We start from the raw sequence: 19,539 nt of genomic DNA, 5'->3' as shown, positions 1-19,539 counted from the left end.
AGCTGTGGTGTTACTCTGGAATCCCGTGGATCGCGTGATCACTTTGCTGATCGGCACGGCGGTCTGCACGACCGCGACAGACGACACGGGAGCAGGCCTTGGCCCTTTCAGCACGGACGACCAGGCACATTTTCGTCACCGGGGGCGTGGCCTCCTCGCTGGGTAAGGGCCTCACCGCCTCCAGCCTCGGCAATCTGCTCTCCGCGCGGGGTTTGCGCGTGGTCATGCAGAAGCTCGACCCCTACCTGAACGTCGACCCCGGGACGATGAACCCGTTCCAGCACGGCGAGGTCTTCGTCACCGAGGACGGCGCCGAGACCGACCTCGACGTCGGGCACTACGAGCGGTTCCTCGACCGGGCGCTCTCCGGCAAGGCCAACGTCACGACCGGCCAGATCTACTCGGACGTGATCGCCAAGGAGCGCCGCGGCGAGTACCTGGGCGACACCGTCCAGGTCATCCCGCACATCACCAACGAGATCAAGGCGCGGATCCTCGGCATGGCCGACCCGGACGCCGACGGCCAGGTGCCCGACGTGGTGATCACCGAGGTCGGCGGCACGGTCGGCGACATCGAGTCGCTGCCGTTCCTGGAGGCGATCCGGCAGGTCCGCCACGACCTGGGCCGGGACAACTGCTTCTACCTGCACGTCTCCCTGCTGCCGTACCTGGCGCCGTCGGGCGAGCTGAAGACGAAGCCGACCCAGCACTCGGTGGCGCAGCTGCGCAACATCGGTATCCAGCCGGACGCCCTGGTCTGCCGCTCCGACCGGGAGATCCCGGAGAAGCTCAAGCACAAGCTGTCGCTCTACTGCGACGTGGACGCGGAGGCGGTCGTCGCCGCCCCGGACGCCCCGAGCATCTACGACATCCCGAAGGTGCTGCACCGGGAGGGCCTCGACGCGTACGTGGTGCGCCGGCTCGGGCTCTCCTTCCGGGACGTGGACTGGAACAGCTGGGACGACCTGCTGGAGCGGGTGCACCAGCCGCGGCACACGGTGACCGTGGCCGTGGTCGGCAAGTACGTCGACCTGCCCGACGCGTACCTGTCGGTCAGCGAGGCGATCCGCGCCGCCGGGTTCGGTCACCGGGCCCGGGTGCAGCTGCGCTGGGTGCCCAGCGACGACTGCGTCACCCCGGCCGGCGCGGCGGCCGCCCTGGCCGGCGTGGACGGCATCGTGATCCCCGGCGGCTTCGGGGTGCGCGGCATCGAGGGCAAGATCGGCACCGCGCGGTACGCCCGGGAGAACGGCATCCCGCTGCTCGGCCTCTGCCTCGGCCTCCAGTGCATGACCATCGAGGTCGCCCGGCACCTGGCCGGCCTGGAAGGCGCCAACTCGCTGGAGTTCGACGAGGACGCCCGGCACCCGGTCATCGCCACCATGGCCGACCAGGAGGACATCGTCGCCGGCAAGGGCGACCTGGGCGGCACCATGCGGCTCGGGGCCTACCCGGCGACGCTCGCCGAGGGCTCGCTGGTCGCCGAGGCGTACGGCAGCACCCAGGTCAGCGAGCGGCACCGGCACCGGTACGAGGTGAACAACGCCTACCGGGACGCGCTCACCAAGGCGGGCCTGCACATCTCCGGCACCTCCCCGGACGGCCGGCTGGTCGAGTTCATCGAGCTGGACCGGGGCCTGCACCCGTTCTTCGTGGCCACCCAGGCGCACCCCGAGCTGAAGAGCCGGCCCACCCGGCCGCACCCGCTGTTCGCGTCGTTCGTGAAGGCGGCGATCGCGTACTCACAGGCCGACCAGCTCCCGGTCGACCTGGAGGCGCCGGCCGCCGACAAGGCGGCCCGCAACGGCGTGTCGGCGAAGGCGGCGTCCGCGTCGTGAGCGCCGTCGAGCACCACTACGAGGTCGTGTCCCGCGAGCAGCGCCTGTCGGGGCGGATCTTCGACGTGGTCACCGAGGAGGTGACCATGCCGGGTGGCGGCACCGGGCTGCGGGACATCGTCCGGCACGTCGGGGCCGTGGCCGTGGTGGCACTCGACGAGGCCGGTCAGGTGGTGCTGATCCGTCAGTACCGGCACCCGGTGGGGCGGCATCTGTGGGAGCTGCCCGCCGGCCTCACCGACGTCGAGGGCGAGGACCTGGCCGCCGCGGCGGCGCGGGAGCTGGCCGAGGAGGTCGACCTGACCGCGGGCCGGCTGGACGTCCTCGTCGACCTGCACAGCTCGCCCGGGTTCACCAACGAGCTGGTGCGGGTGTTCCTGGCCCGGGACCTGGCCGACGTGCCGGCCGAGCAGCGTCACGAGCGTCGTGACGAGGAGGCCGACCTCCAGATCGTCCGGCTCGACCTGGACGAGGCGGTGTCGATGGTGCTGGCCGGTGAGATCACCAACGCGTCTTGCGTGGCGGGGCTGCTCGCCGCGGCCCGCGCCCGCGACACCGGCTGGTCGGTGCTGCGCCGAGCGGACGCGCCGCTGCCGCGCTGAGCGGGGGAGCGGGACACGGAAGGGGCCGTGCGGCGACGCCGCACGGCCCCTTCCGTTATGTCGGGTCAGTCGCGCAGCGGACGCCCCTGGGCGTCGGTGCCGCCGTTGACCAGGATCAGGATGCCGTCGATCAGGCCCCAGAGACCACCGATGCCGCCGGTGCACACACCCACGACGAGCTGGAGCACAGCGATCTTGGTGTGTCCGGTGTAGAAGCGGCCGGCGCCGAAGGTGCCGAGCAGGATGCCGAGGATGCCCGCGACGACCTTGCTCTTGTCAGAAACGCCCTGGGGGTATCCGGGGCCCTGGGGGTACCCAGGCTGGTAAGGAGGAGTGCTCATGACGGGACACCATATAGATCCACTGCGCGCTTGTCCGCAGCGCCACCCCCACGCCGGGACGATAATGGACGAACACTGTCCTGACGGCTGAGGCGACGTCCACCGCCGATCCCCGAGCCCGACACCTGACAGACCGTCAGCCCGTGCCGGCACCGGATGTCACAGTGCTGGTCCTCGCGGCCGGGCGGCGCGCCTAGACTGCCGCCGACGGGACCGGTGGACCGCGACGGCAACGGAGCCGACGCGCACCGCGCAGGTCGGGGGAGAGCCGCCCCGAAGGAAGGTGTCTGCATCGTGAAGGTCGGAATCCCCCGCGAGGTCAAGAACCACGAGTACCGCGTGGCGATCACGCCGGCGGGCGTCAACGAGTTCACCCGCAGCGGCCACCAGGTCTTCATCGAGTCCGGCGCCGGGGTCGGGTCCAGCATCAGCGACGACGACTTCGCCGCGGCCGGCGCGAAGATCCTCCCCACCGCCGACGAGGTCTGGGACGCCGCCGAGCTGGTGCTCAAGGTGAAGGAGCCGATCGCCGAGGAGTACCACCGGATGCGCGAGGGGCAGGTGCTCTTCACCTACCTGCACCTGGCCGCGTCCAAGGAGTGCACCGACGCGCTGCTCGACCGCAAGGTCACCGGCATCGCGTACGAGACGGTGGAGCTGCCCGACCGGTCGCTGCCGCTGCTCGCCCCGATGTCCGAAGTGGCCGGTCGGCTCGCCCCGCAGGTCGGCGCCTACCACCTTCAGGCGCAGGGCGGCGGACGCGGCATCCTCATGGGCGGCGTCTCCGGCGTGTACGCCGCGAAGACCGTCGTCATCGGCGCCGGCGTCTCCGGCATGAACGCCGCCGCCATCGCGCTCGGCCTCCAGGCCGAGGTGCTCCTGCTCGACAAGAACGTCGGGCGGCTGCGGCAGGCCGACGCCATCTACCGGGGCCACCTGCAGACGGTCGCCTCCAACGCGTACGAGATCGAGCGTGCCGTGCTCGACGCGGACCTGGTCATCGGCGCGGTGCTGGTGCCCGGCGCCAAGGCCCCGACGCTGATCTCCAACGAGCTGGTATCCCGGATGAAGCCGGGCAGCGTGCTGGTCGACATCTCCATCGACCAGGGTGGCTGCTTCGAGGACTCGCGGCCCACCACCCACGCCGACCCGACCTACCGGGTGCACAACTCGATCTTCTACTGCGTGGCGAACATGCCGGGCGCGGTGCCGCACACCAGCACCTACGCGCTGACCAACGTCACCCTGCCGTACGCCCTGGAGCTGGCCAACAACGGCTGGCGCGCGGCGCTGCGCCGCGACCCCGCCCTGGCGCTGGGCCTGAACACCCACGCCGGCCAGGTCACCTACGGCCCGGTCGCCGAGGCCCACGGCATGGACGTCCGGCCGCTGGCGGACGTGCTGGCCTGACGAGGTGGCGGGCTGACCGGCACACCCGACAGGGCCGGCACGGGCGAGGAGCCCGCGCCGGCCCTGCGCCGTGCCGTGCGCGGCTACCTCGACCACCTGACCGTCGAGCGTGGCCTCTCCGCGAACACGCTCTCCTCGTACCGTCGGGACCTGGAGCGCTACCTCGCGACCCTCGCCGCCGCCGGCATCGGCGACCTCGCCGCCGTCGGCGCCGGCGTGGTGGAGTCGCACCTGACCCGGCTGCGCGCCGGCGACGACCAGCACCCGCCGCTCGCCGTGTCGTCGGCGGCCCGGGCCGCCAGCGCGGTCCGCGGCCTGCACCGCTTCGCCCTGCGGGAAGGGCTCACCGGCGCCGACCCGAGCCGCGACGTGCACCCGCCCACCCCGCCCCGCCGGCTGCCGCGCGCGCTGCCGGTCGACGACGTGGTCCGGCTGCTGGAGACGGCCGGCCCGGTCGCCGTGACCGGCGACGGCGCGCCGCTCGCGCTGCGCGACCGGGCGCTGCTGGAGTTCCTGTACGGGACCGGGGCGCGCATCTCCGAGGCGGTCGGCGCGGCGGTGGACGACGTGGACCCGACCGAGGGGACGGTGCTGCTGCGCGGCAAGGGCGGCCGCACCCGGCTGGTGCCGATCGGCGGGTACGCCGTCGAGGCGCTGCGCGCCTACCTGGTCCGGGCCCGGCCGGCGCTGGCCGCCGCCGGACGGGGAACACCGGCGGTCTTCCTCAACGCCCGCGGTGGCGCGCTGTCCCGACAGGGCGCCTGGACCATCCTGCGCCGGGCCGCCGAGCGCGCCGGACTGCCGGTCGACGGGCCGCACGCCGTCTCCCCGCACACCCTGCGGCACTCGTACGCCACCCACCTGCTCGACGGCGGCGCCGACGTTCGGGTGGTGCAGGAGTTGCTCGGTCACGCCTCGGTGACCACCACCCAGGTCTACACACTAGTGACGGTCGAGCGGCTGCGCGAGGTGTACGCCACCGCGCACCCCCGCGCGCGCGGCTGACACCCACCTCGACCTGCCGGCCCGGGCCCGTCAGCGGGCTCCGGCGACGGCGGTCGCCGACACGCCGAACGGCTAGCGAACGGCCTGCTGGTCGGTGGCGTACAGTCGGCATCGGCGCGGACCTCCTGGGAGCCTGGCAACCGGGGTGCGCAGCGGCGCCGCGAAGGACGTCGGACGGCTCCGACGCCGGGTGGTCGTCGGGAGGGGGCAACGAGGACATGGCTGGCAGCGGTGACCGTGCCGAGACGTGGACGTCGGAGCTCCGTGAGCAGCAGGCCGCGCTCGGCAACGACCTGGGCCCGGCCGATCCGGCCGCCTACACGATGCGTAAGCCCATCCCCGAGCCGATGCCCACCGACCGGCACGGCCCGGCGCGCATCATCGCGATGGCCAACCAGAAGGGCGGCGTCGGCAAGACCACCACGACCATCAACCTGGGCGCCGCGCTCGCCGAATACGGCCGCAAGGTGCTGCTGGTGGACTTCGACCCGCAGGGCGCGCTCTCGGTGGGCCTGGGCGTCAACCCGCACAACCTCGACCTGTCGGTCTACAACCTGCTGATGCAGGACGACGTCACCGCCGAGGACGTGCTCATCAAGACCGACGTGGCCGGGCTGCACCTGCTGCCCGCCAACATCGACCTGTCGGCCGCCGAGATCCAGTTGGTCAACGAGGTCGCCCGCGAGATGGCCCTGGCGCGGGTGCTGCGGTCGGTGCGCAAGGAATACGACTTCATCCTCATCGACTGCCAGCCGTCGCTGGGCCTGCTGGCCATCAACGCGCTGACCGTCGCGCACGGCGTGCTCATCCCGCTGGAGTGCGAGTTCTTCAGCCTGCGCGGTGTGGCGCTGCTGCTCGACACCATCGACAAGGTCCGCGAGCGGCTCAACTTCGACCTGGAGCTCGAGGGCATCCTCGCCACCATGTACGACAGCCGCACCACGCACTGCCGTCAGGTGCTCCAGCGGGTCGTGGAGGCGTTCGGCGACAAGGTCTACCAGACGGTGATCACCAAGACCGTCAAGTTCCCCGAGTCCACCGTCGCGGGCGCCCCGATCACCACCCTCGATCCGGCGTCGTCCGGTGCGCGCAACTACCGCCAGCTGGCCCGCGAGGTGATCGCCGCGCAGGCCGAGCGGTAGGCGCGGTGCCCCGTCGCGCCGGCCGGTCCGGCCCGTCGACTACGGTCGTCGGGTGACCGCCCCGCCCCTCGACCCACCCAGCGCGTCCGAGCAGCCGCTCCCCGCGCAGAGCGTGCGCTCCGCCGAGCCCGGTCACACCGATCTCGCGTCCCCGTCCTCGGGGGCGTCGTCGTCTTCGTCCTCGGGGCCGCGGCCGTCCTCGTCTTCGGGGTTGTCCTCGTCGGAGTCGGAACCGGAGCCGGAGCCGGAGCCGGATTCGGCCGCGGCGGCCGCGAACGGGACGGAGCCGGAGGCCGCCGGTTTCACCGTGCGGCTGGCCAACTTCACCGGCCCGTTCGACCTGCTGCTCCAGCTCATCGGCAAGCACAAGCTCGACGTCACCGAGGTGGCGTTGCACCGGGTCACCGACGAGTTCATCGCCTACATCCGGGCGATGGGCGACCAGTGGGACCTGGACGAGGCCAGCGAGTTCCTGCTGATCGCCGCGACCCTGCTGGACCTGAAGGCCGCTCGGCTGCTGCCCGCCGCCGAGGTCGAGGACGAGGAGGACCTCGCCCTGCTGGAGGCGCGGGACCTGCTCTTCGCCCGGCTGCTGCAGTACAAGGCGTACAAGGAGGCGGCGGCGCACATCGGCGCGCTGGAGGCGGTCGGCGGCCGGCGCTACCCCCGCGCGGTGACCCTGGAACCCCGCTACGCCGAGGCGCTGCCCGAACTGGTCCTCGGCGTCGGCCCGCAACGGCTGCTCAAGCTGGCCCTCCGGGCGCTCACCCCGAAACCGGTGCCCGAGGTCTCCATCGCCCACGTGCACATGGTCCGGGTCAGCGTCCGGGAGCACGCCGCGATCATCACCGAGCGGCTCCGCCGCGCCGGCGTCGCCACGTTCTCGCTGCTCTGCGCCGACTGCGACGCCACCCTGGAGGTGGTGGCCCGGTTCCTCGCGCTGCTCGAGCTCTACCGCGAGGGCCTGGTGGCGTTCGTGCAGGAGCAGGCGCTGGAGGAGCTGACCGTACGCTGGACCGGCCCCGCCGAGGGCGGCCCCGACCTGCAAATCGACGAGTACGCCGGCACCCCCGCCGAGGAGACGCCCCCACCGAACGATTCGGCCGAGCCGCCGTCGACCTCGCCCGGCGCTCCGCCGGAGCCGGCGTCGACGGTTCAGCCCGGGCCCTCGCAGACGGGTGAGCCGGAGTCGGCGACGGCCGAGGGCGGCCCGACGGCGTCATCCGACGGTGGGCATGCGGTGTCGGCCGAGGGGCCGGAGGCAGCCACGACGGGCGTGCCGGAGCCGGCGACGGCCGACGGGCCGGGGGGTGCCACGACGGGTGTGCCGGAGCCGGCGACGGCCGACGGGCCGGGGGCAGCCACGACGGGTGTGCCCGATGCGGGGACGAGCGAGGAGTGACCGCGATGAACGACGAGGAGCGCCGCGACTCCCTGGCCGATCAGGCCGCCGCCTGGGTCCCCCCGTGGCAGCGCCCCACCCCGCCGGCCCCGGACGCCGCCGCAGATCTTGGAAACGAAACGCCCCCCGAGGGGCCCCAATCTTCCAAGATCGCGACGGTTCCGGCAGCGGCGTCTGCCGCACCAGCCTCCGAGACGCCAGCCTCCGAGACGCCGGCCTCCGAGACCCCGGCGCCCGAGGCGTCGGCGGATCTTGGAAGCTCGGTGCCCCCGGAGGGGCCCCAGACTTCCAAGATCGCGACGGACCTGGCCGAGGGGCCTGCCGATCTTGGTACGGATGCGCCCCCGGAGGGGCCGGAACGTACCAAGATCGCGACGGCTGACGCGGGCGCGGGCGACCGGGCCGGGGGTCGGCGGCGGGCGGGGCAGGCCCAGCCGGAGCCCGCGCCGGAGCTGGACGACGCCGAGCTGCGCGGCGCGCTTGAGGCGATCCTGCTGGTCGTGGACGAGCCGGTCAGCGAGCTGACCCTCGCGGAGGTGCTGGAGCAGCCGGCGGAGCGGGTCGGCGCGATGCTCGACCGGATCGCGGCCGGCTACACCGACGCCGGGTACGGTTTCGAGCTGCGGCGCGCCGCGGGCGGGTGGCGGCTGTACACGCGGCCGGAATACGCGACGTACGTGGAGCGGTTCGTGTTGGACGGGCAGTCCGTACGGTTGACGCAGGCCGCCCTGGAGACCCTCGCGGTGGTCGCCTACAAGCAGCCGGTCACCCGGTCACGGATCTCGGCGATCCGGGGGGTCAACTGCGACGGCGTGATCCGTACCCTGGTGTCCCGCGGCCTCGTCGAGGAGTGCGGCACCGAGCCGGAGAGCGGCGCGTTCCTCTACCGGACGACCACCCTGTTCCTGGAGAAACTGGGCCTGAATACGGTCGACGAGCTGCCGCCGCTCGCGCCGTTCCTGCCCGACGATGTGGAAGAGCTGACCGATGCCTCGCGATAACCGCACCCCCCGTCCCGACGCCGTCGCCCCGGAGGGGGCCGAGCGCCTCCAGAAGGTGCTCGCCGCCGCCGGCGTCGGTTCCCGGCGCGCCTGCGAAGACCTGATCTTCCGCCGCCGGGTGACCGTGAACGGGCGGGTCGCGCAGCTCGGCGACAAGGTCGACCCGGCCACCGCCGTGATCCACGTCGACGGGGAGCGCCTGCAGGCCGACACCCGGCTGGTGTACCTGGCGATGAACAAGCCGCGCGGTGTGGTGTCGACCATGGCCGACGAGAAGGGCCGCACGGCGCTGGCCGACTTCCTCGGCAACCGGGTGGAGCAGCGCGTTTACCACGTCGGGCGGCTCGACGCGGACAGCGAGGGCCTGCTGCTGCTCACCAACGACGGCACCCTGGCGCACCGGCTGATGCACCCCTCCTACGGCGTGCAGAAGACGTACCTGTGTGAGGTGGCCGGCCCGATCCCGCGTAACCTCGGCAAGAAGCTGATGGCCGGGGTGGAGCTGGAGGACGGCCCGGCGACGGTCGACGCGTTCCGGGTCGTGGACACCCTGGGACGGACCGCCCAGGTGGAGCTGACCCTGCACGAGGGGCGCAAACACATCGTCCGGCGGCTGCTGGCCGAGGTCGGCCACCCGGTGTCCCGGCTGGTGCGTACGTCCATCGGGCCGATCCGGCTCGGGGACCTGCGCTCCGGGCGGACCCGGCGCCTCACGAACGCCGAGGTCGCGGCGCTGTTCAAGGCGGTGGGTGACTGACCCCTCCGGACGGGGTACGGCTGCCGGTAGGCTCCGTGACGGCCGAGCGGCGGCCACGCGGTGGCGTGGGTCGCGCCGGGCGGCATCGCCCGTGTCCCGGACGGGGACGGCGGGCATCATGGTTGAGGGACATCCGCTCGCGGCGTCGGAGGACCGGCGATCCGTGAGGTACGGGCTGAGGAGGACGACGGTGGAGGAAAACGTGCGGACCGGGCGATGTGTGGTCGCTGTGGACGGGCCGTCCGGTTCGGGAAAGTCCACCGTCTCGCGGCGGCTCGCCGCCAGCATCGGTGCCCGCTACCTGGACACCGGGGCGATGTACCGGGCGATCACCTGGGCGGTGCTGCGCTCCGGGGTCGACCTCACCGACGCCGAGGCGGTGGCGAAGGTCGCCGGTGAGGTGGACCTGCGCATCGGCACCGACCCGCAGGGGTACGGCGTGACCGCCGACGGCGTGAACGTCGACGCCGAGATCCGCGGGCCGGAGGTGACCGGGGCGGTCTCCGCCGTGGCCGCCGTGCCGGCGGTGCGGGCGCTGCTGGTCGCCCGTCAGCAGGAGATGATCGTGAACGCGGGCCGGATCGTGGTCGAGGGCCGCGACATCGGTGCCGTCGTGGCGCCGGACGCCGACCTGAAGGTCTACCTGACCGCCTCCGAGGCGGCCCGGGCGGCCCGGCGCAGCGCCGAGGACGCCGCCGACGCGGCGGCCACCGCCGCCGACCTGGCCCGCCGGGACCGGCTCGACTCGACCCGTAAGACGTCGCCGCTGCAGCAGGCCGCGGACGCCGTCGAGCTCGACACCACCGAGCTGGGCATCGACGAGGTCGTCCAGCGGCTGCGTGACCTGCTCAGCGAGCGGGGAGTGGCATGAGCGACGAGGGTGGCTGGGTCGAGCTGCGGGAACCGGAGATCGAGGAGACCGAGCCGAGCGGCCCGCAGCCGGTCGTGGCCGTGGTCGGCCGACCCAACGTCGGTAAGTCCACGCTGGTCAACCGGATCATCGGCCGCCGGCAGGCGGTCGTCGAGGACATTCCCGGGGTGACCCGCGACCGGGTGCCGTACGACGCGCAGTGGTCCGGCCGGGCGTTCACCGTGGTGGACACCGGTGGTTGGGAGCCGGACGCGAAGGACCGGGCCGCGGCGATCGCCGCGCAGGCCGAGACCGCCGTGGCGACGGCCGACGTGGTGCTCTTCGTGGTTGACGCCATGGTCGGTTCCACCGATGTGGACGAGGCCGCGGTGAAGATGCTGCGCCGCAGCGCCAAGCCGGTGATCCTGGTGGCGAACAAGGCCGACAACGCCTCCATCGAGATGGAGGCGACCTCGCTGTGGTCGCTCGGTCTCGGCGAGCCGCACACGATCTCCGCGCTGCACGGTCGCGGCGCCGGTGAGCTGCTCGACGCCATCCTGGACGCGCTGCCGGAGGCCCCGGCGATCGTGGAGAACCGGCCGCGCGGCCCGCGCCGGGTGGCGCTGGTGGGCCGGCCGAACGTGGGCAAGTCCAGCCTGCTCAACCGGTTCTCCGGGGAGCAGCGGGCCGTCGTCGACTCGGTCGCCGGCACCACCGTCGACCCGGTCGACAGCCTCGTCGAGATCGGCGGGGAGACCTGGTACCTGGTCGACACCGCCGGCCTGCGCAAGCGGGTCGGCAAGGCCAGCGGCACCGAGTACTACGCCAGCCTGCGCACCGCCTCCGCGATCGAGGCGGCGGAGGTGGCCGTGGTGCTGCTCGACGCCAGCGAGCCGATCAGCGAGCAGGACCAGCGGATCCTGTCCATGGTCACCGAGGCCGGCCGGGCCCTGGTCATCGCCTTCAACAAGTGGGACCTGGTCGACGCCGACCGCCGGTACTACCTCGACAAGGAGATCGAGCGGGAGCTGCGCCGCATCCCCTGGGCGATCCGGCTGAACCTGTCGGCGATGACCGGCCGCGCCGTCGACAAGCTCGCCCCGTCGCTGCGCACGGCCCTCGCGAGCTGGGAGACCCGCGTACCGACGGCTCACCTCAACCAGTGGCTCACCGCGCTCGTGCAGGCCACCCCGCACCCGGTGCGGGGCGGGCGGGCCCCGCGCATCCTCTTCGCCACCCAGGCCGGCGTGGCGCCGCCGCGGTTCGTGCTCTTCACCACGGGGCCGATCGACGCGGGCTACCAGCGGTTCGTCGAGCGCAAGCTCCGCGAGGAGTTCGGCTTCGAGGGCAGTCCGATCGAGATTTCCGTACGCCCGCGCAAGAAGCTCGGCCCCGGCGGCCGGGGCAAGGCGCACGGCTGACCACGGCACTGCGAGGGCGGGCCGGGCAGGGGAGCTTTCATCCCCACCCGGCCCGCCCTCACATCCACCCCCCACCCACCCTCCTAGGACGCCGCAGAGGGTGTGGGGCGGCCCGCTCGTCCTGATGCGGCGCGGTACCGGTGGGGCCAGTGCGGACGAGGGGGCGAGGCTGCGCTAAGCTGTACCGGCTGCCGCGGGGAAGTTCACGCGAAAGCATCGGGACGTGGCGCAGCTTGGTAGCGCACTTGACTGGGGGTCAAGGGGTCGTCGGTTCGAATCCGGCCGTCCCGACAGGCTGAAATAGCAGGCCAGAAGGCTGGTCCGAGACATCGGGCTGGCCTTTCCGGCTTTCTGGGGCCGCGTCGGTCAAGTGCGTCGTTCAGTGGCGCGCTCTTTAACGACGTAAGGCCGCAGCGGTACGGACTCATGTTCAACGAGCAGGCCGGCGCCAGTCTGCGCAGCGGTGGTCGGCGGTCCCGCCGCTGTCGAGGCAGTGGGTCAGCTGACGGCCTTCTTGACGAGGGTGGTGATCCTCTTCGCGGCTTCGTCGCTCAGTTCGGTCACGGCGAACGACGTGGGCCACAGGCCGCTGTTGTCGCCGAGGTTCGCTTCGGCCGTGAACCCGAAGGTCGAGTACGGCTCTTTGTCCACGTGGCCACTACGGAAGAAGCACACGACCTTCCCTTTTCTGGCGTAGGCCGGCTGTCCGTACCACAGCTTCGGCGACAGCTCTGGGGCGTTGGTGGTGACGATGGCGTGGATGCGCTCGGCCACCGCGCGATCCGACGTCTCCATCTCCGCGATCCTCGACAGCACGTCGAGTTCGTCGGCGGCTGCCTTGTTGCCGCGACCGCGACTCGCCTCCTCTTTCAGTTCCGCAGCGCGCTCCTTGATAGCGGCACGCTCCTCCTCAGAGAAGGTGTCGGTGCTTTTCGTGCTCTTCGCCTTGCGGGTCGCACCCATCGCTATCTCCTCCCTGGTGGTTGTCGGTAGATACTTTCCGGAACGCTAGCGGTGCCGCGGAGGCCGGCGCTTCTCGAATCGTGACCGATGCTTGCCGTGTACTCCTGGAACGCACCTCGCCGCACGGCCCACCACCTGGACGGGCAGCTCGGGCTCATAGTGTCGACGCCCCCTGACACCCGCGCCGCGAATCGGGACTACTGCCAGCGCAAACGCGGTGAGGGACGCGAGCGTCAGCAGGCGTTGATCGCGCTCGCCCGCCGCCGCGTCGATGTGCGCTGGGTACTGCTGCGCGACAACCGGTGCGTCCAACTCCAACCGCAGCGACGGCACCCAACCGAGCCAGCGCAGTACCCCCTGACGGGATACTGACGTAGCCGGCGGAAGGCCAGCCTGGAAGGAGTTGACCAACCCGTCGGCTCCACGCCTGAACTCTTCGGCGTGGTCGTCCCAGTCCGGCCCGTGAAAGTAGAGGTTCACGCCGGGCGCGCGTAGCAGTTCCGCGTCGTGGGGCCGCTGAAGGCATGCCAGGCGATAGGCGAGATTCCGCGCCCAGACCGGAAGATCCCCGGTGAGGTCCGCGGAATCGTCTCGTCGATCATCGCGATGATCGCATCAGCGTCCGCGAAGGTCAGCACCTCGATGAAGTCCGATGGACCTTATTGAGGTGACTGCCCGGTCGCTCCGGATAATCCGGGTCAGCGCAGAGGTCGAGAGCAAGTTCGGTAAGGCTCTTCACGAGAGGATCATCCCTCCACCCACCCTCGGCGGGGCGCTGCCCCCACCCCGGCCCTCCCTCGGACCACAACGGGCATCCTCGCTCGGGTACCACCAGGGCTGCCCGAGAACCCCGGCCAGGTCAAGGCCAAGCCGCCACGCGCTCGCCTCTGGCGAGTCACCTTGTCACCGTACGGGGAGGCTGGACGGTCGGAGGCTGCCCGACGAGGAGGTCCAGTTCCACACCGGACGCTTTTGCTGCCAGCGCGGCGATCGTTGGACGCGCTCAGAACCCGCAACCAACCAGAGACTAGTCTCCGGTGGCCGGACCACCGCCAGTTCTCGCGGGCGGCGTCAGCGCGGCGGCTAGGGCCTCCGCATCGCGACGTGCAGGCAACGGAAAGCGCAGCTTGAGATCCGCCGCTTCACCGTCTGCCGTCAAGACGACAACACGGGTCAACCGACCGCGAACATCGGATGCACGCAGGATGGAACGCGGCACCTCACCGAGCACGTTCCGGGTCGGTCGGCCAGTCACTTGGTTCATTGCGAAGAACAGCAGACGCCTATCAGTCAACAGCACATACTGCTTCACTGCGACGGAGAACGCGGTGAACAGGCCGCCCGACAAGACAGCTGTCGCTACCCCCATGGCGACCTGGTCCGATGTCGAGACAGAGCCGACGATCGCCACGCTGGCCACCTCAACACGCTCGCCCTCCTGCAGGATCGGCGACGCCGTCGCGATGAGCCGCTGTCTCGCCTTCTCGGCACCCACGGTGGCCTCCGTACCCCACCTCTGAGTGGGGGCGTTGTCATGATCAATAACTGGCCGACTCTAGCGAGGCTTACCGATACCGGTCAACCCATGATCCGCCGTTGTCCGGCGGGGCCGTTCGGCTCAAGCGGGAGGCCAGGCCGTGGCGTGCCATTAGCGTGGCGGCTGTACAGCCAGCCGTACAGCCAAGACCACCGGCTGACGCCGACGCCATCCGACAACGCCAGACGGGCCGACCAGGGCCGCGGGCACCTGCCCAGCCGGCCGCGATCTTCTTCTAATCCCCAGGCCGCGTCGGGCCTTCGGTGGGCACATATCCGTTCGGAGAGTGGACGAACAGGCGGAAGCCCATCCGTACCCGCTGGTGGCGAGGCAGGCCGAGCACGTCGTAGTCGACCGCGAGGTCATCGAAGTAAAGCCCTGCTCCGGGCGACTGCTGCACGTCCGGGATCGTGATCGTTACGAAGACCGGCAGCTGCATGCCCGCTCCCACCCTGACCGGCTGGAACGGTGCCGCCGTGACCGGGTCGAACACGACGGCAGTGGACTCATCGACGGCATGGTTCGCCGCCAAGCTTGCGACCTTGAACACGTGCTGATCGGCAGGACCGTCATCGACCGCGATGTCGCTGATCGTGACCGGCGACGGACCGGGATTGCGGATGGACGCGCCGAACGTGATCTGGTCTCCGGGATTGAAGGTGAACCGCACCTCGGTCGTCGGCCCTTCCGTGCGGGACTGGGCGTCAGCTCCGTGCCACCACGAGCTGCCGTGATCGAGGCGATGGCCGAGGGTGGCCGTCAGATACCCGGCGCACAGTGCGACAGCGAGCGTGGCGGCCAGGAGCAGCCGACGGCGCATCACAGGGGTCTCCGCGTGAGGACGCGCACCGCCGTCAGCGTCATGACAGCGCACGCTACAACGCGCATCTGCATGGCGCTGCCCGTGCCATCCACGTGCCAGTAGCCAGTGCGCCGGGCGGTCATCGGGGGGCGCGAACGGCCTCGCGTTCATGCACTGATCTGGCCCACCACGTGCTTCGCGGCCGTGATCTTCGTCCGTTCAGAATGACGGTGCGGTGAACCACTCAGAGGGCCGTCCTGGCCAGTTCAGAGGGCACATCCAGCCGACGGATGTGCCCTTCGTCGTAGCTGGGTGACTGACTGAGTGACCACGCCTCAGCGTCGAAGGGCCGGTCCATGGCGACGGCGCCGCTCAGGAGCACCGGGCCGATGCTGCTAGGGTCCACACATGTCAGGGCTGGGGCGCCGACACCATCGAGAGCTGCTGGTCTCCGACCTTGATGGAACGCTACTTCGACCGGACGCGACCCTGAGTGCGTTCACGGTCAGCGTCATCAACGAGTACATCGCCGGTGGTGGACTGTTCACCTACGCGACCGCCCGTTCCTACACCAGTGCCGCGCGCGTGACCGCGCCGTTGCGGCTGCGGCTTCCGGTCATGACGTACGGCGGTGTGGTCGTCGTGGACCCGGTGACGGGACGGGCACGTCAGGCGCAGTTCCTGCCGGCCGCGTTGGTCGAGGAGGTGTTTCGTCTTACCGACGGGTCACGGCTCGTGCAACCGATTGCGTACGTCATCCGGGACGGCAGGGACCGCGCCTGCTGGATGGCCGACCGGATCACACCAGGAGTGGCGAACTTCCTGCGTGCCCGACCCGGTGACCCCCGGCTGCTCCCCCTCTCCACCCGGGACGACATCGATGCCGCCTCGGTGTTCTATGTCTCCCTGATCGGCGACCGGCAGTCGTTGCAGGAGCTTTACGAGAAACTCTCTGACACGCCGAACGGCTGCCATCTCGTCCTCGCCGAGGACATCTACTCAGCCGGGCAATGGTGGCTGGAGCTGACCTCCGGCACCAAGGCCGCCGCGGTTGCGGCGTTGACGGCCGAAGTAGCCGCAGAGAGGGTGACGTGCTTCGGCGACCAGCTCAACGACCTGCCGATGTTCGCGGTCGCCGATACCGCGCTCGCGGTCGCGAACGCTGCACCCGAGGTCCGGGCGGCCGCCACACAGGTGATCGGCGCCAACACCGACGACGGCGTGGCCCGCTGGATCGCCGCGACCTTGACATCAGCCCCTGCGCTGCAATCCCAGGGCTGATCCGGATACCGGGTCGGCCCTTTCGCCGTTCGTGGGAACCCGGCGAGGGGTCGCCGGGCGTACGCCCGGCAACCCCTCCGTGCGTCGGGAACGCCGCAGGCCACGGTGGCGTGTCGCCGCCGGCGGCGACAGGCAAGCCGCGTCAGGTGGAAGGCTGGTGACCGTCTCAGCTCGGAGTCGGGACGCGCCGGGCCCGGTCCCCGGTCCAGGCCGCTTCGAGGATCGCGGTCAGGCTGGCCGTGTCGGTTGGGCCCGGATGGTTCTGGATCAGGCGGGTGACGCCACTGGCCATCTCCGCGAAGCGCGGGAGGTCGGCGCGGGCCACGCCGATGTCCGCCAGGGTGCGGGGGATGCCGATGTCGGCGAGGAGCTCGTCGAGCCAGGTGAGGAAGGCGTCCGCGGCCTCGGCCTCCGAGGCGTCGGCCACGTCGAGCCCGCACACCTTGGCGAGGGTGGCCAACCGGTCGCCGATGGCGTCCCTGGCCGCGTCCAGCGCGTACGGCAGGAGCAGCCCGACGCCCAGGCCGTGCGGCGTGTGCGTGGCTGCGCCGATGGGGTACTGGAGAGCGTGCGGGGCCGCGTTGCCCGCGTGGGAGAAGGCGAGCCCGGCGAGCATGGACCCGTAGGACATGTCCGCGCGCGCGTCCGTGTCACCCCCGTCCTTGACGGCACGTCGCAGGCTGCGGGCGATCCGCTCCGCGGCCAGGAGCGCGTAGTGGTCGGTGATGGGGTTGCGGCCGAGGAAGACCTGCTCCACCGGATCGCGCGGTCCGTGGGGCCGGGGTCGCGCGGTGTAGCTCTCCACCGCGTGGCAGAACGCGTCGATGCCGGAGTGGGCGGTGACGGTCGCCGGGCAGGTGTAGGTGAGTTCGGGGTCGACGATGGCGAAGTCGGGCACGATGTGGACGCTGGAGACGCCGACCTTCAGTTCCCGGTCCGGGTCGGTCAGCACCGAGACGGGTGTGAGCTCGGAGCCGGTGCCTGACGTCGTCGGGACCGCGACGAGGGGGAGTGTCGGCCCCGGCACCCTCGACTCGCCGTAGAAGTCGCGTGGCGTCCCACCGTGGCGCCGGATGACGCCGACGATTTTGGCGAGGTCGATGACCGTGCCACCCCCGATGGCGAGGATCACGTCGGCGTCCACCTCGGCGGCGACCGAGACGGCCAGGGCGACATCGGTGAGTGGCACGTCCGAGGTCGCGTCGGAGAACACCGCGACGGCCTCGACCTTCTCCCGCACGGCGGCCACGATCTCGGCCACGCCCGGCTGCGCCACAAGAACCTGGTCGGTCACGATGAGCACTCGGGAGCCACTCTCGGCCACCACTCGTGGGATGTTCTGTGCGACCCCTTCGCCCACTATCAGCTGGCGTGGCCCGCGGACGGTCTCAAGCATGTCAGTGCCTCCCCGGAACGTCGGCGGCGATGTGCTGGGCGCACGTCCAGGTCACCTGCGGGACCGGGACGGCGTCGGCGAGGTCGGCCGCCCGGGGGACGCGCGCGTCCCCCGGGGGCAGGCCGGTCAGGTCAGGTGTGCGGAGGGCGCGTTGATCCCCGGTGGGCGCCCGCAGCGGCAGGCCGGTCACGGTAGGTCGATCGCCGCGTAGGTGAGGTCGAGGTATTCGAGGATGCCCTCGTGTGACCCCTCCTTGCCGATGCCGGACTGCTTCACGCCGCCGAACGGAGCTGACGGGTCCGAGATCAGGCCACGGTTGATGCCGATCATCCCCGTCTCCAGCCCCTCGGTGAACCGGAGGGCCCGCTGGAGGTCACGGGTGAAGATGTATCCGACCAGGCCGTGCTCGGTGTCGTTGGCTTTCGCCAGCACCTCGTCGTCGGACGTGAACGAGATGATCGGCGCCACCGGGCCGAAGATCTCCGTCTTCAGCATCCGCGCGTCGTCGGGCACGTCGACGAGGACGGTGGGCGGGTAGAAGTGGCCGGGCCCGTCCGGGCGCTTACCGCCCACCAGCAGCCGGGCACCGCGATCGACCGCGTCGGCGACGAGCTCGTCGATCGTGGTGACCGAGTCCTCGTTGATCAGCGCCCCGACGTCCACGCCGTCGTCGAGACCGTGGCCCACCGAGAGCGCGCCCATCCGCTCGACGAAGCGCGCCGTGAACTCCTCGCGCACCGGCTCCTCGACGTAGATCCGGTTGGCCGCGATGCAGGACTCCCCGATGTTGCGCATCTTGGCCACCATGGCGCCGTTGACGGCGACGTCCAGGTCGGCGTCGGCACACACGATCAGAGCCGCGTTCCCGCCCAGCTCCATCGAGGTACGCAGCACGTTGTCCGCGGCCTGCCGGAGCAGCACGCGCCCGACCTCGGTCGAGCCGGTGAACGACAGCTTGCGGGTGCGGCCGTCGGCCAGCAGCGCCGAGACCACCCTGCCGGCACGCTTGGTGGTCACCACGTTGACGACACCCGGGGGTACGCCGACCTCCTCCATGATGCTGGCCAGCAACAGCATGGTGAGTGGCGTCTGGGCGGCCGGCTTGGTGATCGTCGTGCAGCCCGCGGCCAGCGCGGGTGCGATCTTGCGAGCGCCCATGGCCAACGGGAAGTTCCAGGGCGTCACGAAGACGCACGGGCCGACCGGCTTCGGCACGGTGAGGATGCGGTATCCACCGGCGGGAGCGACGCTGAAGCGCCCCTCGACGCGTACCGCCTCCTCGGCGAACCAACGGAAGAACTCGGCGCCGTAGGTCACCTCCGCCCGAGCCTCGGCGAGCGGCTTGCCCATCTCGAGCGTTATCAGCCGGGCGACCTCCTCGGATCGCTCGGTCAGCGCCCGGTACGTCGCGGTCAACAACTCTGACCGTTTCCGCGGCGGGGTCGCCGCCCACTCCGCCATCGCCTTGTCCGCCGCGTCCAGGGCGGCGAGCCCGTCGACGATGTCGGCGTCCGCCACCTCGGCGATGGTCATGCCGGTGGCCGGGTCCTCGACGGCGAACGTGGCTCCGCTCGCGGCGTCGCGCCAGGCGTCGCCGATCCGGAGCCGCCGGTGCTCGGGGGCCAGGACGGTCATCGGATCACTCATTGCGTCGCCTCCTGTGATCTTCCGTGGTGATGCCCGGCGTGCCTCAGCGACCGTGCTGGGCGCGTAGCCGGACGGGTCACCCGCCCTCGTCGGGGGGCGAGGTCGCCGAGTGGGTCGACGGTGGCAGTGGTCCGGTCTGCCGGC

The 19,539-nt window shown here is 71.3% G+C and carries 18 protein-coding genes and 1 tRNA gene; 12 read left to right on the top strand and 7 right to left on the bottom strand.

Translation table 11 applies throughout. The features are described 5' to 3' along the window. The first annotated feature begins 98 nt into the window (after nucleotides 1-98). Together ACIBTV_RS13150 and ACIBTV_RS13145 are read left to right on the top strand one after the other, a co-directional pair. The gene (locus ACIBTV_RS13150) at nucleotides 99-1,838 is read left to right on the top strand and encodes a CTP synthase (protein WP_396704399.1); all 1,740 of its coding nucleotides are present in this window, start codon (nucleotides 99-101) and stop codon (nucleotides 1,836-1,838) included. Continuing rightward, nucleotides 1,835-2,440, top strand: coding sequence for an NUDIX domain-containing protein (locus ACIBTV_RS13145; RefSeq protein WP_396704397.1), 606 nt, complete (start codon nucleotides 1,835-1,837; stop codon nucleotides 2,438-2,440). The genes ACIBTV_RS13150 and ACIBTV_RS13145 overlap by 4 nt, the downstream gene beginning before the upstream one ends. 65 nt (nucleotides 2,441-2,505) lie before the next feature. On the opposite strand, the gene ACIBTV_RS13140 is transcribed toward ACIBTV_RS13145, so the two are convergent. Then, nucleotides 2,506-2,781 (bottom strand): TM2 domain-containing protein, encoded by a 276-nt coding sequence (locus ACIBTV_RS13140; RefSeq protein ID WP_396704395.1) that lies wholly within the window; start codon nucleotides 2,779-2,781, stop codon nucleotides 2,506-2,508. 294 nt (nucleotides 2,782-3,075) lie between these two features. Between ACIBTV_RS13140 and ald the strand changes: the two genes are divergently transcribed. The 9 genes from ald to ACIBTV_RS13095 all read left to right on the top strand — a co-directional run bounded on the left by ald (nucleotide 3,076) and on the right by ACIBTV_RS13095 (nucleotide 12,060). After that, entirely contained in the window at nucleotides 3,076-4,191 is a 1,116-nt protein-coding gene (gene ald / locus ACIBTV_RS13135; protein ID WP_396704393.1) for an alanine dehydrogenase, read from the top strand. 12 nt (nucleotides 4,192-4,203) lie between these two features. Then, nucleotides 4,204-5,196 carry a site-specific tyrosine recombinase XerD gene (locus tag ACIBTV_RS13130; protein ID WP_396704443.1) on the top strand — a complete coding sequence of 331 codons (993 nt, stop codon included), beginning with the start codon at nucleotides 4,204-4,206 and terminating at the stop codon, nucleotides 5,194-5,196. 218 nt (nucleotides 5,197-5,414) lie between these two features. After that, nucleotides 5,415-6,338, top strand: a complete 924-nt coding sequence (locus tag ACIBTV_RS13125; protein ID WP_091589586.1) for a ParA family protein — start codon at nucleotides 5,415-5,417, stop codon at nucleotides 6,336-6,338. A gap of 211 nt (nucleotides 6,339-6,549) precedes the next feature. Continuing rightward, on the top strand, nucleotides 6,550-7,740 hold the full coding sequence (locus ACIBTV_RS13120; protein WP_396704391.1) for a segregation/condensation protein A: 1,191 nt from the start codon (nucleotides 6,550-6,552) through the stop codon (nucleotides 7,738-7,740). A gap of 5 nt (nucleotides 7,741-7,745) precedes the next feature. Further along, a complete protein-coding gene (gene scpB / locus ACIBTV_RS13115) occupies nucleotides 7,746-8,741 on the top strand; it encodes an SMC-Scp complex subunit ScpB (protein WP_396704389.1) in 996 nt (331 codons plus the stop codon). Then, a complete protein-coding gene (locus ACIBTV_RS13110; protein WP_396704387.1) occupies nucleotides 8,728-9,498 on the top strand; it encodes a pseudouridine synthase in 771 nt (256 codons plus the stop codon). Before scpB ends, ACIBTV_RS13110 begins: the two co-directional genes overlap by 14 nt. Nucleotides 9,499-9,688: 190 nt before the next feature. Beyond that, on the top strand, nucleotides 9,689-10,369 hold the full coding sequence (gene cmk, locus ACIBTV_RS13105; RefSeq protein ID WP_396704386.1) for a (d)CMP kinase: 681 nt from the start codon (nucleotides 9,689-9,691) through the stop codon (nucleotides 10,367-10,369). Further along, a complete protein-coding gene (gene der, locus ACIBTV_RS13100) occupies nucleotides 10,366-11,769 on the top strand; it encodes a ribosome biogenesis GTPase Der (RefSeq protein ID WP_396704384.1) in 1,404 nt (467 codons plus the stop codon). The genes cmk and der overlap by 4 nt, the downstream gene beginning before the upstream one ends. Before the next feature lie 217 nt (nucleotides 11,770-11,986). Continuing rightward, nucleotides 11,987-12,060, top strand: a tRNA-Pro gene (locus ACIBTV_RS13095). A 207-nt stretch (nucleotides 12,061-12,267) separates the two neighbouring features. Here ACIBTV_RS13095 and ACIBTV_RS13090 read toward each other — a convergent pair. The 3 genes from ACIBTV_RS13090 to ACIBTV_RS13080 all read right to left on the bottom strand — a co-directional run bounded on the left by ACIBTV_RS13090 (nucleotide 12,268) and on the right by ACIBTV_RS13080 (nucleotide 15,089). Continuing rightward, nucleotides 12,268-12,732 (bottom strand): DUF1801 domain-containing protein, encoded by a 465-nt coding sequence (locus ACIBTV_RS13090; RefSeq protein WP_396704382.1) that lies wholly within the window; start codon nucleotides 12,730-12,732, stop codon nucleotides 12,268-12,270. A 1,027-nt stretch (nucleotides 12,733-13,759) separates the two neighbouring features. Further along, nucleotides 13,760-14,227, bottom strand: a complete 468-nt coding sequence (locus ACIBTV_RS13085; RefSeq protein ID WP_396704380.1) for a hypothetical protein — start codon at nucleotides 14,225-14,227, stop codon at nucleotides 13,760-13,762. A 277-nt stretch (nucleotides 14,228-14,504) separates the two neighbouring features. Next, nucleotides 14,505-15,089, bottom strand: a complete 585-nt coding sequence (locus ACIBTV_RS13080) for a hypothetical protein (RefSeq protein ID WP_396704378.1) — start codon at nucleotides 15,087-15,089, stop codon at nucleotides 14,505-14,507. Between the two features lie 390 nt (nucleotides 15,090-15,479). Between ACIBTV_RS13080 and ACIBTV_RS13075 the strand changes: the two genes are divergently transcribed. Continuing rightward, entirely contained in the window at nucleotides 15,480-16,352 is an 873-nt protein-coding gene (locus ACIBTV_RS13075; protein WP_396704376.1) for an HAD hydrolase family protein, read from the top strand. 166 nt (nucleotides 16,353-16,518) lie between these two features. Here the strand turns inward: ACIBTV_RS13075 and ACIBTV_RS13070 are convergent, their stop codons facing one another. Genes ACIBTV_RS13070 through ACIBTV_RS13060 form a run of 3 tightly spaced genes read right to left on the bottom strand, consistent with a single transcriptional unit; the run spans nucleotide 16,519 to nucleotide 19,395 of the window. Further along, entirely contained in the window at nucleotides 16,519-17,748 is a 1,230-nt protein-coding gene (locus ACIBTV_RS13070; protein ID WP_396704374.1) for an iron-containing alcohol dehydrogenase, read from the bottom strand. Between the two features lies 1 nt (nucleotide 17,749). Continuing rightward, a complete protein-coding gene (locus ACIBTV_RS13065) occupies nucleotides 17,750-17,938 on the bottom strand; it encodes a hypothetical protein (RefSeq protein ID WP_396704373.1) in 189 nt (62 codons plus the stop codon). Further along, nucleotides 17,935-19,395, bottom strand: coding sequence for an NAD-dependent succinate-semialdehyde dehydrogenase (locus ACIBTV_RS13060; RefSeq protein WP_396704371.1), 1,461 nt, complete (start codon nucleotides 19,393-19,395; stop codon nucleotides 17,935-17,937). Before ACIBTV_RS13060 ends, ACIBTV_RS13065 begins: the two co-directional genes overlap by 4 nt. Between the last annotated feature and the right edge of the window lie 144 nt (nucleotides 19,396-19,539).

Source organism: Micromonospora sp. NPDC049366, assembly GCF_044466625.1.
In the GTDB taxonomy this organism is placed as follows: Bacteria; Actinomycetota; Actinomycetes; order Mycobacteriales; family Micromonosporaceae; genus Micromonospora.
The sequence above is the reverse complement of the archived record's forward strand: the minus strand, read 5'-3'. Positions and strand labels throughout refer to the sequence as shown.

Coding starts and splice junctions, on each gene's coding strand:
- ACIBTV_RS13140 (WP_396704395.1), bottom strand. CDS start 2,781: ATGAGCACTCCTCCTTACCAGCCTGGGTACCCCCAGGGCCCCGGATAC.
- ACIBTV_RS13125 (WP_091589586.1), top strand. CDS start 5,415: ATGGCTGGCAGCGGTGACCGTGCCGAGACGTGGACGTCGGAGCTCCGT.
- scpB (WP_396704389.1), top strand. CDS start 7,746: ATGAACGACGAGGAGCGCCGCGACTCCCTGGCCGATCAGGCCGCCGCC.
- ACIBTV_RS13110 (WP_396704387.1), top strand. CDS start 8,728: ATGCCTCGCGATAACCGCACCCCCCGTCCCGACGCCGTCGCCCCGGAG.
- der (WP_396704384.1), top strand. CDS start 10,366: ATGAGCGACGAGGGTGGCTGGGTCGAGCTGCGGGAACCGGAGATCGAG.
- ACIBTV_RS13090 (WP_396704382.1), bottom strand. CDS start 12,732: ATGGGTGCGACCCGCAAGGCGAAGAGCACGAAAAGCACCGACACCTTC.
- ACIBTV_RS13080 (WP_396704378.1), bottom strand. CDS start 15,089: ATGCGCCGTCGGCTGCTCCTGGCCGCCACGCTCGCTGTCGCACTGTGC.
- ACIBTV_RS13075 (WP_396704376.1), top strand. CDS start 15,480: ATGTCAGGGCTGGGGCGCCGACACCATCGAGAGCTGCTGGTCTCCGAC.
- ACIBTV_RS13070 (WP_396704374.1), bottom strand. CDS start 17,748: ATGCTTGAGACCGTCCGCGGGCCACGCCAGCTGATAGTGGGCGAAGGG.
- ACIBTV_RS13060 (WP_396704371.1), bottom strand. CDS start 19,395: ATGAGTGATCCGATGACCGTCCTGGCCCCCGAGCACCGGCGGCTCCGG.